This is a genomic window from Enterobacillus tribolii, assembly GCF_003363015.1.
Taxonomy (GTDB): domain Bacteria; phylum Pseudomonadota; class Gammaproteobacteria; order Enterobacterales; family Enterobacteriaceae; genus Enterobacillus; species Enterobacillus tribolii.
In genome coordinates this window covers 399,610-414,701 of sequence record NZ_QRAP01000002.1, presented here as the reverse complement: position 1 = coordinate 414,701, position 15,092 = coordinate 399,610, and the positions used below count along the sequence as shown (strand labels likewise).

Sequence of the window (15,092 nt, the reverse complement as noted above, 5' to 3'; positions counted from 1 at the left end):
TAATCACACCTGGAATAATCTTAATGCAAATCAATACGACGTTCTTCCCCGGTGTTTTATTATCTACGTACAGATATATCGAAAAATTAAGATTTGCAGCCGATAAATTATGGCGTTCCCATTTATCTTCAGATATAAAAAATGATTCCCCCAAATGGCGTGAAAAGAAATGTGCGGCGGCGGACAGCGTTACGGATAGCCAACCACCACATCAACCTGTTTTCCCGCTCCGCCCGGGCTAAAGCGCCATAGATAGGCCGTTTCTACCGCGCCCTGATCCAACGCCTCGGAACCGCTGCTCTGCGTCACCATCACCAGCAACGGCGTACCGGTACGATCGACATCAATCTGCAAATACACCTCTCCCGCTGCGGGAGTGCTGCCTGCAGTCTGTATTTTCTTCGGCGAAAAACGGGTCGCCGGCGTAACGCCCGCGCGCGCGAAGTCAACGACGCCGCTTTCTCCCTCAACCACGGCCATCTTTTCCCTTCCCGCCGTTGAACGGCCCGCGGCACGCGCTGGAAGCGGCTGAGCCGCCGGCACGATCTGCGCCGCCAGTTTTTCCCGGTTCGCCAGGTAGTCGCTGGCGTTATTCTCACTCTCGGGAGGCGTCATCTGATAGCGTTGTTCCATACGCGCCATGATCGTACTGAAACGCTTGCGGCCATTATCCGGCAAACGCATCATCATCATCCGTTCGAAGACCTGAATCAGTCTGGTCGCCCGTTTGTCCACCTTTGCCGCCAGCTGTCGCGCAATCACCGTACCGCCGGCCATTACTTCCGCATCCTCGTCAACCCAGGTCAGCGCCCAGCCATACCATCCGCGAAACCCATTTGGTTCCAGCGCAATCAGCTCCAGAAAGTGTTTTCGCGATGACAGTAACATCTCATACCGGATTGCCGGATCGGTTTCACGGGGGGCGTCGAGGCGGTGCATAACGTTGTAATACATGAATTCCAGCGTCGCCAGGTGATTCAGTAAGTCAGTATCCCGTGGAGTGGTTTGGTTACGCTGCCGCAGTTCCTGTACGCTAGATTTCCAACGCTGAGCGTTCGTGCCTTCGGTACGCTGGGCCGGAGAACTGCGCAGATAATCACGGGGGCGGCTAACCACCAGACGCCCGCCTTTCTCCGGGATGTTCCCGCTGCGAAACGTCATCAGCTGACGGGTAGGATCGTCCCCGGCTGGCGGATTATTGCGCGCCATCCGCAGGGCAAGCGCCTGAGCTAACTGCTCAACCCCGGCATAGTAACCTTCCCAGCCCATGCGGTTATCAACAAATTCGACCGGCACAATGCGGCGCTCCGGCTTTCCCGTCGGGGTGAAGCGCCAGGAGTGCGCAGCACTGCGTGCAACGCTGTCTACCTGCCAATAACCACTTCCCTGCTCAACGTAAATCAGGACCGGCACGCCAGCCGCGTTGGTGTCTATCGACAATTGTACCGTTGCCTGGCCGATATGATCGCGCATCGCCGGAAGACCGATGGCGCTCGTGCTCTCCGGCAAAATGCCGTACTTCCCGTAGTCAACGTTAGCCTGTCCGTAATTTTTGTTCTGTAAATACGACACGTCCCGGAAGGCGTTAAGCGGCAGGGGAAGCCCCCGGTCGGCCAGTGCGGCGGTTTCCGGCGGGATCGCCTGCGCCTGATGCCGGGCACTATCAACCTGCGCGCGCGCCTGCAAAATTGCGTAAGTTTGCTGCACCCAGTCGGGCAAGGTTCGACACATCTGCTCGAAACGCGCCTTCAGCGGCGACGCCGTATTCCCTGACAGTTCCGCGACGATCAATGCGCCGAGCGCCTTGTTAATGGCTTCTCCTGCTTCCCTGCCGTTGTGCAGCGTCAGGATCTCCTGCAGGGCCAGCCCCTGCCAGGCCTGCCCATCATGGGGGTTGGCCAGGATGACATTCACGAATCCCGGCCGGCGCGGATCGAGCGCCACGTTTGTCCGTTCCATCCCAAGAATGGCGGCTGCCATCATCAGATCGGGCTGATCAACCAGCCAGGACGCGCGCTCCTCAAGCTGCGCAATACCCTCGCCATCGATCGCCCGGCGCCAAATCGCTTCCGCCGTCGCCGCGTCCTCCGGCAGGTAACTCAGCGGCTGACGCTTGCCAGACTCGGCTATCAGCCGCCCCAGATTATTTTGTGCCTTTTCCCGTTCCCTGAAGGCGCTCTCCTCAATGCTGTTCACCAGCGATTCACCCGTGCTGTAATAGCTTCTCCATGCTGTGTTTTGCAACTCATTTGCCACCTTCCAGCGGCGTCCGCCTTCGGCCGTCAGCGGCATATTGAACAGGCTGATTGTCAGCAGCGACACAAAAACGGTGCCGCAAATCAGCAGGTAGCGTTTATCTTTTTTTGCACGGAACGCCAGCAGAGAAGAGAGCAACACAGGCACGCCGGCCAGCCACAGCGAGGTTAAAAACCAGTGTTCCTGGGGAGCCAGCGCATCAGGCCACAGCGCCCCGCTCAGCATGTTCAGCGCATGATAAAGCGCCAGCATGACGCCCGCCGGCCACCAGGGAATCAGTAACCAAACGCCGATCAGTGCAATGATGATGCCCCATACGTATTTCATATCAGGGGCCGGAGCGGCGGATAACATTGAAGGGGAGGACAACCAACATCACGATCATGATAAACACTATCAATACGCTGATGAGGCCAATCATGCCGCTGGTCATCTGTTCGAAATAGTCCGACGCGATAAACCCGGCGATCATAGCGTTAAAGTTGCCTAAATCCTGGCTTAGCTGCTGGGAAAGCATCGCTGTTAATAAGGCGAAAATGACCGGCGCCGCCACGGACAGCAAGCCATAAAACCCCATGCGCCAATGTGACGGCGGCCCTGCCGGCACCGGGGCCGGAGGCGGCCGGACTACCGCCGCCCGCACTACCGGCTGCGCAGCGGCAACCCTTTTCCTCTTCTTCTGCTGACGCTGTGTGGTTTTCTGCGCCTGTGCGGTGCGGGTCAACAGCGCCGTACGGGCGCAGGCCGCACACGGATGGCCGGCAAAATGCTGATGCTCCGGATCTTTCGCGCACACCTTCAGTAAGTCGTTGCTGCGTAACGCATAAGGCCGCAGGCACTGCACCCATACCTGCGCAGACGGTCGCTCATGCGCGGCGGCGGCAAACGCCAGATCAAACAGTTCCCGGATCGCCTGCGGCATCGACTGGTGGCCGCTGACCGGTGAAGGTTCGATAAAGCGATGCGGTTTCAGCCCGTAGGCATAGAGACGATGGCGGATGCGGCCGGGCAGGTCGGTCGGCAGGTCGTCTTTCACCAGCCTGCCGCTGTAAGGATGAATACCGAAGTTCAGTAACTGGAACAGAATAACGGCCAGGGCGAAACGATCCTGATACTCCTCTCCGTCTTCCGGGATCCGCCCGCTCGCCTGAAACTCCGGCGCTAAATAGTCTGAGGTAAACTGATTTGCGGGAAAGCGCTCTTTATGGCCCTGAATACTGAAGCCGTCGCAGTCCAGCATCGCGACGTGCAGGCTCTCTTTATAAAAGCGCAGGTTGATTGGTTTGAGATCGATGATACGGTGCCGCTGCTGATGCAGCGCGGTAACCAGCGTACAAAGGTTGGCGGCCAGGCTGACTTTCGCCCCCAGCCCGACCGGAAGACCGTGCGCCCGCGCCTGGCGTTCCTGAAGAATGTATTCCAGTTCAATGCTGGCCTTTACGTCCAGCTCGGGCATGATAAAGCCGGCAAAGCGCTGTTTTTTATCAAGCAGGGAAGAAACCGGCCACGCCAGCTGAATAAGGTCATGTTTGCCGGGCACCGGCGGCAGGTGCGGCGTCAGCGTCAGCATCGCCGCAATCTTGCGCTGGTAATACGCTTTGTCGATGGTGTCGTGGTAAATCTTGACGACCCTGCCGCCGGCAAGGTGATAAACGCTGCCCGCCCCGCCGCTCTTAATCAGCCCGCCGGGTTCAATCGGGCGCTTTTGCCCGTCATACCAACAGGGGCGCGTCGTCCTGACCATACTCTTCCCTGATGCCAATCAATAACGTTTTGTCATCCCCGGTAATCGCATCAATACGGGGATCGCACAGCGTATGGCTTAGTGCCTGCGATCCCTGCGTTTCATCCACGCCGTCAAGGAAACGCAGTACGGGATCAATAAAGGGGCCGAAAAGCTGCGTTCCGCCCTTGTTCATGGCAAAAGGCTGCACGCCGTCGGACATCAGGACAATTTGCGTCACCGGCCCGTGCAGCGGTGTGATACGTACGTGCTCGCGCCAGTCCGGGGAGGTAAGGAACCAGGTGTGATTCACGTATTCGCCGTTTTCCGGCAGCGAAACCACATCCGCGCGATCCTTCACCACGGCTGCCGCCGCGCCATCGCCGAGATGAATTAACCAGCCGTGATCGTCAAACAGACAGGCGGCCACCAGCGTACAGGCAAAATCGCCCAACGCGCCCTGCTCCTCTTCAGCTTCCCGTTGCAGGCCCAGGCGGATATCCGCCAGCAACGCAAACACCTGCGCCGCTATTTCGTCGCCATGAAACGTCGCCAGCGCAGGCTCCTGCGCCAGCCGGGTGGCGAATTCACGGGAAACCCGCTGCGCGCCCGGCCCGCCGCAACGGGCCGACCCCGCGCCGTCACACACGGCCGCCAGCAGTAATGACGGCGTACGGACCCAGTGAAAGGCATCCTGACAGGGCGTGTCCGCCGCCAGATGAGCGGCTCCGCACACCGACGCGGCGCAAACTTTCCATTCCATGCGTTATACCGGCACGTTTGCCCAGCTGTCGGTTGACGGCAGCTGCGCCAGGCCTCCCGGCGTGGACTGCGATACCACCTGCATGCTGGCGCTGAGCCAGAGGAAAAGCTCGCGGAACTTCAGCCCGTTCAGCATTTTCACCGCATGCGTACCGTTATTGCTGAAACTGCCCATCACTTCCGCCGATGCCCCTTCCACCATAATCGGGAACACCGCAACCTTATGATCCGCTTCGGCATTACGGCAATTTCGCGCCGCGTCCTGCCACAGATCGGTCGGCTCGCCGTCAGACATCAAAAACAGCCAGGGGCGGGTATACGGGATACCGGCTTCTTTAAAGCGCTGCTTTTCGCTTTCAATTTCCCTCAGCGCCAGGTTCACGCTCTGCCCCATCGGCGTGGTCCCGCTGGCTTCCAGAACCGGCGCGGTGAAGTCCATCGCATCGCACCAGTCCTGTACGATCCGGCACTCATCCATGCCGCCCAGTTGGATAATGAGCAACCGCACACGCTTGGAAGCAATCACGTCTTTTTTTAGTTCTTCTTCCAGCAGCCTGATGCCCCGGTTCAGTTCATCAATCGGCTTGCCCGTCATGCTTCCCGAGGCGTCCAGCACCAGAACCAACGGAGTTCGCTGCTCGGTGTTATCCACCAGGGCCACGTCCGGTATCATGATATTCGCCATCATTCACTCCTTTTATTGATAGCCCGAGATATAAACCGGAGGATGGTAATATGCGGATCAGTCTGGTGTAAACCTGTTCGCTCCTGATTCGCGGTATAGCGCTGCACTTTTTTCTTACCCGGTTACCGGGTACAAAATGACACGTACCGTCCGCCGTAAAACGGATAAACGCGAATGATTTGTTGTCTTTTTCTACACTTTTATCACAAAGCCTAATAAAAACACTTTTCTTTGATTTAATCTAATAAAGCCTGTACGAACGACAAATAAAAATATAACGTGTTATACTCAATAAAAATAAAAATCCAATGAAATAAATTAGTTATATCGCCAGCGTTATTTGTGGCGATACCCTGTTTTTATTAAAAGAGCCGTGAAATTATCCGACAAAACGCTTAAGGAAGAGTTAAATAAATAGCGTCGGCAGGCGTCACCGGAAATGTTTATTTCCGATCACCCCGATAAGGAGTCATTATGAGAAATACAAGTTTAATGCGAGTAAGTATATTCGTTTTGCTGGCCGTCAGTGCCTGCGTTATTGTCGGTTTATTGACTCATATAACCGCGATCAACGCGGGTATGTAACCTCCGTTTCAGCACTTCCTGGTGCTCTTAGCGCGCTCAGGCGCGCTTTACCTCTTTCCCTTCGTACGCAGCGCCCCAAAACAAGCCATTCTGAACAATGCATTCCGGGCGACAACCGCCCATGCGCTGATGTGCGAAGAACGCAACACAGCCGCTCACGACCCCCTCCTGCTGCGGGCCGTGAGCGAACGTCATCAGAACCAAAGGCGCGGTTCGGACGGTTTCAGCCGCGCCTTTTCCTGCATGTCGCGCAGGAAAATCTCCGTAAGCCGCGCCAGCCGGGCATAAAACGCACTGACGCGGTTGGCTTTAAGCAAATCCAGATACCGGTAGCCCCAGGGCAGCAAATGCTGTTCCAGCAAAATATGCGCCGCCGCCGTGTTTTCCGCTTCCAGCAGGGCCGCCAGCGCCAGCAGCATCAGGCCGAACTGATCTTCCGGCTCGTTAATGTCAGACGCCAGCGCCAACCCATGCTGCTGTAAAAAGCGACGATAGCTGACCGCCGAGTTTCCCATCAGCAGGTTGTCTTTATCCAGATAGACTGAGCCCCACGGCGGCGCCTCCATTTTCCCCTGCCCTTCAAACAGCACGGAGAACGCATAATCGTCCGGTTCCTGCATGTCGGCGCATAAGGCCCGGATTTCCTGCGGCTCCGGCCAGTCATAAAACGTTTCCCAATCTCCGGATGAAAACGCCGCGAGCAGATCGCGGACGGTCCGGGTTGCAGGAGAATAGTAAAACAGCGCGCCTAAAAAGCGCGGCATAAGGGCAAGATTCTGCACCGGGATTCCTTCATCATCATTACCCGGCCGGCAAACAACGCCGGCCGGTATTCAGTTACATCGCTACAGCCCACAGATTGTAGAACGCAATGCGCCCCAGCAGCTCGGAGACCAAAATTCCGCCCGCGCAGGCAAACAACCAGGCGCGCGGCGGCTGACGCAGCAACGCATAAACCGCACCGCACAAGGCCAGCAACAACAGCAACACCTGCATGCCGAACCACACGGTTTGCCCCGCGACCATCATGCTGTCTGCCTGCCACAGCACCGACAAATAGCTCGGGCGGATCAGCAGGCTGAGCAACATCCCGATCGTCCCGACCCACAGCCCGGCCTTACGGGCGCCGAGCAGCGCGGCAACCAGCCCGCCGCCGGTCAGAACGGTCAGCAGCATCACCAGCCAGGTATAACCGGTTTTCCAGGCCGCGACGGTTTCAATCTGATACACCGTCGGAATAGCCGCTACGAAGGCCACGCCCACGGCGGCGGCGAACCAGGCCAGCGGGCGGAACAACCCGCCTTTACCGGACCACAGCCCGAGCGCAGCGATGCCCCCGGAGGCCGCAAACAGGGCGGACAGCGCAATTTCGTTGCTCATTGGCGAACGTCCGATGCCGAAGAACAGGTTAAACGCGCGCAGCAACTGCCCCAGGTGCAGCATACCGACCACCAGCCCGACGCCGAACAGGCACATGGCGCAAAACAGGCTGAAGCCCAGCTTCCGCTCTTCTGCTTTTTCGCCGGCACTGGCGAGCAGCAGCAGAATAAAGGCGCCGACCGCGCTCTGGCTCAGCACGGTAAAGAACACTAACGGTAACTCGTGCATGACTCAGACCTCCTTCGGGTTCTGGATAGCGCCTTCGGCATCGCCGGAGGGGCGGGCCGCCGGATGTGGTTTCACGATCAGGTTGGGCCGCGTCAGCGACGGGTCCGGCAACGGCGCAAACGCGTTTTGCGTGCCGTATTTCTTACGCAGTTCGTCAATGGGGCCGAAATCCAGCGCCCGCTGCGGGCAGGACTCCACGCACACCGGCTTCAGCCCTTGCTCCACACGATCGAAGCAGCCGTCGCATTTCGACATCACCTGCTTCTCTGCATCGAACTGCGGCGCGCCGTACGGGCAGCGCATTTCGCAATAGCGACACCCGACGCAGATATCCTGATTTACCGCCACCAGGCCGTCCTGCGGGCGCTTATGCATGGCGCCGGTGGGGCAGCCTTTCACGCAGGTCGGCTCGTCGCAATGATTGCAGGCGATAGACAAGTAGTAGCTGAAGGTGTTGTGTACCCAGGCCTGGCCGGATTGAATCCAGTTGCCGCCGCCGTATTCGTATACCCGGCGGAATTTCGGCCCCACGTCCAGGTCCTTTTTATCCTTGCAGCTCACCTGACAGGTCTTACAGCCCGAACAACGGGATGAGTCTACGAAAAATCCATACTGTGTCATAAACGTCCCCTTCCTCAGACCTTACTCACTTCAACCAGGTTGGTATGCTGCGGATTCCCCTTCGCCAGCGGCGATACGCTGTGCGACGTCAGGGTATTGATGCAGCCGCCGACGTCCACGCCCGCCGCGTTGCGCCGCGTCCAGCCCCCTTCCGGCATCGCCACCACGCCGGGAATAATGCGGTGGGTGACCTTACACTGAATCTCCACCACGCCGCGGTCGTTGAACACCCGGACCTTGTCGCCGTTGGCGATGCCGCGCTGACGCGCATCCAGCGGGTTCATCCAGATCTCGTCCGGCGCCGCTTCATGAAGCTGGCGCACGTTGGAGTATGTGGAGTGGGTATGGCCTTTGGTATGGAAGCCGCTCAGTTGCAGCGGGTATTTGCCGGTCAGCGAGGTATCCAGGTGAGACTCTTTCGCCGCACAGAACTCCGGCAGCGCGGTAATCTTGTCCCCTTCCGGCAATACCCATTCGCGCGCCAGTTTTTCCAGCCGTGCAGAATAGATTTCCGCTTTACCCGACGGCGTTTTCAGCGGATTGGCGACAGGATCCTGACGGAAACCGGCCAGCGCGATGCCTTGCTGCTCCGTCGCAGCCTGTTGATCCACCACGCCCATTTCTTTCGCCTGCGACCACTCCGGCAGATAAGGACGCTTCTCTTTCACCTCGGCGTAATGCTTTTCGATCCACTGCGCCTGCGTGCGGCCTTCCGTGTAGGCGTCGCGCTGACCGAAATGCGCAGCGATATCCGCGCATATGTCGTAGGTGCTGCGGACTTCCCACATCGGTTTCACCACCGGCTGCATGGCGATCATGTAATGGTGCGATCCGGATGCATAAGAGTTATCCACCAGATCCTGCGCCTCCAGATAGCTGGTTTCGGGCAGCAGAATGTCGGCGAATTTCGCGCTGGGCGTCATGTGGTTATCGATCACCAGAATGAATTCGCACTTGGTGTCGTCTTCCAGAATCTTGCTGGTGCGGTTGATGTCGCCATGCTGATTCACCAGCGTATTTCCCGCCTGATTGACGATGCACTTAATGCCGACATCCAGCTTCTCTTTGCCGCGCAGCCCGTGGGTCTTGTCGGTAATGATCTCCGGGTTGAGCACCGCGTCGGTCCACAAATAGCAGGGGATGGCGGTCGTCACCGGGTTGTTGCCGTCCGGCAGGCTGGGCACGCCGTATTTGGTGGCATAAGGCCAGTTGCCGGTGTTGGTGCCCGGCAGGCCGAAATGGCCGGTCAGCAGCGGCAGGGTGTTGATGGCGCGTACGCTCTGCTCGCCGTTGGCATGACGCTGCGGCCCCCACCCCTGCGCGATATAGCAGGCTTTGGCTCCGGCGATCTGCCGCGCCAGCTGGCGGATGCGCGATGCGGCAATGCCGGTGATCGCCTCCGCCCATTCGGGCGTTTTCGGCGTATTATCGCTGCCGGTGCCCAGGATGTAGTCTTTATAGCTGCCGTTGGACGGCGCGCCTTCAGGCAGCGTGCTGCCGTCGAAGCCGACGCAATAACGGTTAACCAGCGCCTCATCGATCAGGTTTTCAGTTATCAGCGTCCAGGCCAGCGCGGAAACCAGCGCAGCGTCGGTGGTCGGCCGGATGGGCAGCCATTCCGCATGCTCGGTGATTACGGAGTCGGTATAACGCGGATCGATCACGATGACCTGCGCCTGTGAACTCTCCAGCGCCCGGCGCAGTTCTTCAACCTGCCCGCCGCCGGACATCCGGGTTTCCGACAGGTTCATACCGAAGAAAACCACCAAATCGGAATGACGGATTTGATCAAAATGGCTGGCGCCGTATTCACCGAAGGTGTACGGCGTGGCGACGGAAATTTGCGCCGTAGAGTAGGTATTGTAATAACGCAGGTAGCCGCCGGTTATGTTCAGCAGGCGCTTCCAGGCGGTGGTGCCCTGGTTGTGATAATAGGCGCCGGACTGATAATTGTAATAAACGGCTTCGTTACCGTATTTATCAATAATCCGTTTCAGCTCATCAGCAATGTATTTCGTGGCCTCTTCCCAGGAAATACGTTTGAACTTACCTTCCCCGCGTTTCCCGACCCGCTTCAGCGGATGTTTCAGCCGGTCCGGGCTATAAACGCGCCAGCGGCTGGAGCGTCCGCGCAGGCAGGGGCGGATCTGATGTTTGCCGAACACATTCTCGTCCGGGCAATCCTCAGGCTCAATCCTGACAATCACATCATCCTTCACCACCACCCGCAGCGGGCAGCGGCTGCCGCAGTTCACCAGGCAGGCGCTGTGGCGAACGGACTCCTGCCCGTCCGGTACTTCGGCGGCGGAGGCGGAAGCAGAAAAAGGGAGTGGGATAGCGCCGGCTAAGGCGATCGCAGAGCTGACTTTGGATGTATTTTTGACTAAATCCCGGCGCGACAGCGAGCGGGAAAGGAGCTGCTTTAAAAAACTGTCCATGGCGGTTAACTCATAATGATAATTATCCTACCATTCAAGTATATGATTGCTGAAAAACGGTAATTGACGGTGGTCAAATCTCAATACATCACTGGACTTAAAAAAGTCATATCATGACGGAGGTCAAAATCAGCAGGCGAAATGAGAACCATTAACAGGTAATATTATGATTTATGATGAAATTTTAATTATGGGCACAAACACTGACGTTCAGGAGTTGAAGATAGCCGCCATAAAAAAACCCGGCGGATAAGGCCGGGCTTTTCATATTACGGCGGAACATCTGCCCCGCCCAGGCGCTGTCAGGTACGCAGACCGCGTCCGCGCTGAATCAGATACCACGCCAGCAGATAGAACACCACGATAAACGCCACCAGCACCGCGAAGGTAAACTCCAGCGGCACATCGTGAATGCCGAGGAAACCGTAGCGGAAGCCGCTGATCATATACACGATGGGGTTCAGCTTAGACACCGCCTGCCAGAACGGCGGCAGCAGGGTCAGCGAGTAAAACACCCCGCCCAGGTAGGTCAGCGGCGTCAGGACGAAGGTCGGCACCAGGCTGATGTCATCAAACGTGGTGGCGAACACCGCGTTCAGCAGGCCGCCAAGCGAAAACAGGATCGCGGTGCATAACAGCGTCGCCGCAATAATCCACCAGCTGTGTACCTGCAACGGCACGAAAAACAGCGAAACCAGCGTCACCAATACCCCGACGCAAATGCCGCGCGCCACGCCGCCGCCGACGTAACCGGCGATAATCACGTGCGTGGGCACCGGCGCCACCAGCAGTTCTTCAATGTTGCGCTGGAATTTGGCGCTGAAGAATGAAGAGGCCACGTTGGCGTAAGAGTTGGTGATCACCGCCATCATGATCAGGCCGGGCACGATAAACTGCATATAGTCGAAACCGTGCATTTCACCGATGCGCGAACCGATCAGGTTGCCGAAGATGATGAAGTAGAGCGTCATGGTGATCACCGGCGGCACCAGCGTTTGCACCCAGATGCGGGCGAAGCGGTGAATTTCCTTGGTCCAGATGCTTTGCAGTGCCACCCAGTAAAGTCGGGTCATGCCTTGTTCTCCTGCGCTGATTGCGGGGTGCGCGCGTTATCGTGCACCAGCGCGACAAATAGTTCTTCCAGCCGGTTGGCCTTGTTACGCATACTCTGCACCTGAATGCCCTGCGCGCTCAGTTGGCTGAACACGCCGTTCAGGCCCTGACCGCGCAACACCTCGACTTCCAGCGTCGAGGTATCCGTCAGGCGGTAGTGGTAGCCGTCCAGCTTCGGCAACGGGCTTTTTGCATTCAGGTCGAGAATGAAAGTTTCCGATTTCAGCTTGGACAACAGCTCCTTCATTGAGGTGTTTTCCACCAACTCCCCGTGCTGGATAATGCCGATGTTGCGGCACAGCATCTCCGCTTCTTCCAGGTAATGGGTGGTCAGGATGATGGTGGTGCCCTGCGCGTTCAGCTCCTTCAAAAATCCCCACATCGAACGGCGCAGCTCAATATCTACCCCGGCGGTCGGTTCATCAAGGATCAACAGCTTGGGCTCGTGCATCAGGGCGCGGGCAATCATCAGGCGGCGCTTCATCCCGCCGGAAAGCATACGCGCCCGCTCGTTGCGTTTGCCCCACAGATCCAACTGGCCCAGATACTTTTCCGCCCGGCGCACGGCTTCCGCCCGCGCGACGCCGTAATAGCCCGCCTGATTGACGACGATTTGCATCACCGTCTCAAACGGGTTGAAGTTGAATTCCTGCGGCACCAGCCCCAGTTGCCGCTTGGCGTTGACGATATCGCGATCGATGTCGTAACCGAAGACGTTGACCTTGCCGGAAGTCTTATTCACCAGCGAGCTGATAATGCCGATGGTCGTCGATTTTCCTGCGCCGTTCGGGCCGAGCAGCGCATAAAAATCGCCGGCCTCTACCTGTAAATCGATACCGCGCAACGCCTGAACGCCACCCGCATAGGTTTTGGTCAGTTGCGCGAGTTCCAGTGCATTTGTCATTATGATTGGAATACCTTAGTGAAAAGTCCGCCGCGACGGGTCCGGCAAAGTCACGGACACCCGGCTGCGATGATGTGACGGGGTGATGTGAGCCTGAATAATGTGATCGAAGTGGTGATATTTTGACACATTCCCCGCGCTCAGGCCATCCGCCCTTCACCCGCTGTTTTTCAGATTGCGGCATTTACGCCGGTAATGTACGAAACACGGGATATAATACAATCCGATTAATTTACATATGGGCAGACGCCCCCCAATTCAAGGACAGGAATGGTGAACCCGCTGATATGGTTAGTTGAAGATGAAGCCAGCATCGCCGATACCCTGATTTATACCCTGGAGAGCGAAGGGTTCGAGGTGTGCTGGTTTTCGCTGGGTCAGCCGGCGCTGAACGCGTTGGCGCAAAGCCAGCCGGAGCTGGCGATCCTCGACGTCGGGTTGCCCGACATCAACGGTTTCGACCTGTGCCGCCAATTGCTTGCCCGGCGGCCTGACCTGCCGGTGCTGTTCCTCACCGCCCGCAGCGAGGAAATCGATCGCATCATCGGCCTGGAAATCGGCGCGGACGACTACGTCGCCAAGCCGTTCTCCCCGCGCGAAGTGTGCGCCAGAGTGCGCACGATTCTGCGCCGGTTGCAGAAACAGCGCACCATCCAAAGTCAGGACTGCGCCCTGGCGCTCGGCGATTTCACGCTGGACGAAGCCAAAGCCTATGTCAGCTACTGCCAGCAGCCGCTCGCCCTCACCCGCTATGAGTTCCTGTTGCTGAAAACCCTGCTGCTTGCGCCGGGGCGCGTTTTCTCCCGCCAGCAACTGATGGACACCGTCTGGGCCGGTGCGGAAGAGAGCCTGGAGCGCACCGTGGACACCCACATCAAAACCCTGCGCGCCAAGCTGCGTTCCATCAACACCGAGCAATCGCCCATCCAGACCCACCGCGGCCTGGGCTACAGCCTGGGGCTGAAAGCATGAGGCTCGGCCTGCGCCTGTTGCTGGGCTACTTTCTTATCGTCGCCGTTGCCGGTTACTTCGTGCTGAACATCTTCATGCAGGAGGTTAAACCCGGCGTGCGCCGCGCGGCGGAAGGCACGCTGAATGACACCGCCAACCTGCTGGCCCAGTTCGCCTATGCCGACATAACGCAGGGCCGCGTCGCCAACGGCCAGCTGGCGAACGCCTTCGCTCGCCTGAACAAACGCCCGATAGGCGCCAACATTGCCGGGATCCGCAAAAACCGCAACGAATACCGCGTTTATCTCACCGATGCCGCCGGCAAGGTGATTTTCGACTCCAGCGGAGAAGCGCTGGGCAAAGATTACTCACAGTGGAACGACGTTTGGCTGACCCTGCGCGGCCGCTATGGCGCACGCAGCTCACGCACCGACCCCAACGATGACGACAGCGCGGTGATGTACGTCGCCGCCCCGGTCTACAACGGCGACAAAATCATCGGCGTACTGAGCGTGGGCAAACCGAACCTGGCGATGGCGCCGGTCATCAAACGCAGCGAACGGCGGATTCAGATCGCCGGGGTCTGGTTGCTGGGCATCGCACTGGTGATCGGCATGGGTTTCGTCTGGTGGATCAACCGCTCCATCTCCCGGCTGGTGAACTATGCCGGACAGGTGGCGGATGGCGAACCGGCCGTGCTGCCCGCCATCGACAGCCTCGAGCTACGCCGGCTGGCGCAGGCGCTGGAAAGCATGCGCCTGAAGCTGGAAGGGAAAGCCTATATCGAACAATACGTTCATACCCTCACCCATGAGCTGAAAAGCCCGCTGGCCGCCATTCGCGGCGCGGCGGAGATTTTGCAGGAAAACCCGCCGCCGGAGGCTGCCCGCCGTTTCAGCCACAACATTCAGCAACAGAGCCAGCGCATCCAGCAATTGATCGACAAAATGCTGGTGCAGGCACGGCTGGAAAGCCGGGCCGACGCAGAAACGACTGCGCTGGACATCGCGGCGCTGCTGCATCAGGTCGTGGCCGACAAAGAAGCGCAGGCCGTGACCCGTAAAGTGCGCCTGCGCCTCGTTCACGCGGAAGATTGCCTGCTGCACGGCGACGCGCTGCTCGTCACCCAGGCGGTTTCCAACCTGATCGACAACGCGCTGGACTTCACTCCGGAACAGGGCGAAATCACGGTCAGCGGCGAGCAACAGGGAGAACGCTACGCCATCAGCGTCACCGACAACGGCAGCGGCATTCCCGACTTCGCTCAAACGCGCATTTTCGAACGTTTTTACTCCCTGCCACGCGCCAACGGGCAGAAAAGCAGCGGCCTCGGCCTCTCTTTCGTACGTGAGGTCGCACGCCTGCATCAGGGCAATATCGCGCTTCATAATCATCCCCCGCAGGGCGCGCAGGCGGTATTAACGCTAAAAACAGGCTGAACTTCAC

General features: G+C 58.3%; 12 protein-coding genes. 2 read left to right on the top strand and 10 right to left on the bottom strand.

Annotated elements, in window-relative coordinates; genetic code table 11:
• Positions 1–189 precede the first annotated feature (189 nt).
• From C8D90_RS06615 to C8D90_RS06570, 10 genes are all read right to left on the bottom strand, one after another.
• Positions 190–2,583 (bottom strand): energy transducer TonB, encoded by a 2,394-nt coding sequence (locus C8D90_RS06615; protein WP_162844370.1) that lies wholly within the window; start codon positions 2,581–2,583, stop codon positions 190–192.
• Position 2,584: 1 nt separating this feature from the next.
• Positions 2,585–4,000, bottom strand: coding sequence for a DNA-binding protein (locus C8D90_RS06610; RefSeq protein WP_115457632.1), 1,416 nt, complete (start codon positions 3,998–4,000; stop codon positions 2,585–2,587).
• Positions 3,969–4,742, bottom strand: coding sequence for a PP2C family serine/threonine-protein phosphatase (locus C8D90_RS06605; protein ID WP_115457631.1), 774 nt, complete (start codon positions 4,740–4,742; stop codon positions 3,969–3,971). Before C8D90_RS06605 ends, C8D90_RS06610 begins: the two co-directional genes overlap by 32 nt.
• Positions 4,743–4,745: 3 nt before the next feature.
• Positions 4,746–5,429, bottom strand: coding sequence for a vWA domain-containing protein (locus C8D90_RS06600; protein ID WP_230472963.1), 684 nt, complete (start codon positions 5,427–5,429; stop codon positions 4,746–4,748).
• Positions 5,430–6,205: 776 nt separating this feature from the next.
• The gene (gene dmsD, locus C8D90_RS06595; RefSeq protein WP_115457629.1) at positions 6,206–6,793 is read right to left on the bottom strand and encodes a Tat proofreading chaperone DmsD; all 588 of its coding nucleotides are present in this window, start codon (positions 6,791–6,793) and stop codon (positions 6,206–6,208) included.
• A gap of 55 nt (positions 6,794–6,848) precedes the next feature.
• On the bottom strand, positions 6,849–7,619 hold the full coding sequence (locus tag C8D90_RS06590; protein ID WP_115457628.1) for a dimethyl sulfoxide reductase anchor subunit family protein: 771 nt from the start codon (positions 7,617–7,619) through the stop codon (positions 6,849–6,851).
• Between the two features lie 3 nt (positions 7,620–7,622).
• Entirely contained in the window at positions 7,623–8,240 is a 618-nt protein-coding gene (locus C8D90_RS06585; RefSeq protein WP_115457627.1) for a DMSO/selenate family reductase complex B subunit, read from the bottom strand.
• A gap of 14 nt (positions 8,241–8,254) precedes the next feature.
• Positions 8,255–10,678: a DMSO/selenate family reductase complex A subunit gene (locus C8D90_RS06580; protein WP_115457626.1), complete on the bottom strand. Its 2,424-nt coding sequence runs from the start codon at positions 10,676–10,678 to the stop codon at positions 8,255–8,257.
• 302 nt (positions 10,679–10,980) lie between these two features.
• Positions 10,981–11,751: an ABC transporter permease gene (locus C8D90_RS06575; protein WP_115457625.1), complete on the bottom strand. Its 771-nt coding sequence runs from the start codon at positions 11,749–11,751 to the stop codon at positions 10,981–10,983.
• The gene (locus tag C8D90_RS06570; protein ID WP_115457624.1) at positions 11,748–12,695 is read right to left on the bottom strand and encodes an ABC transporter ATP-binding protein; all 948 of its coding nucleotides are present in this window, start codon (positions 12,693–12,695) and stop codon (positions 11,748–11,750) included. The genes C8D90_RS06575 and C8D90_RS06570 overlap by 4 nt, the downstream gene beginning before the upstream one ends.
• A gap of 273 nt (positions 12,696–12,968) precedes the next feature.
• Between C8D90_RS06570 and creB the strand changes: the two genes are divergently transcribed.
• The gene (creB, locus tag C8D90_RS06565; protein WP_115457805.1) at positions 12,969–13,667 is read left to right on the top strand and encodes a two-component system response regulator CreB; all 699 of its coding nucleotides are present in this window, start codon (positions 12,969–12,971) and stop codon (positions 13,665–13,667) included.
• On the top strand, positions 13,664–15,085 hold the full coding sequence (gene creC, locus C8D90_RS06560) for a two-component system sensor histidine kinase CreC (RefSeq protein ID WP_115457623.1): 1,422 nt from the start codon (positions 13,664–13,666) through the stop codon (positions 15,083–15,085). The genes creB and creC overlap by 4 nt, the downstream gene beginning before the upstream one ends.
• Positions 15,086–15,092: the final 7 nt, after the last annotated feature.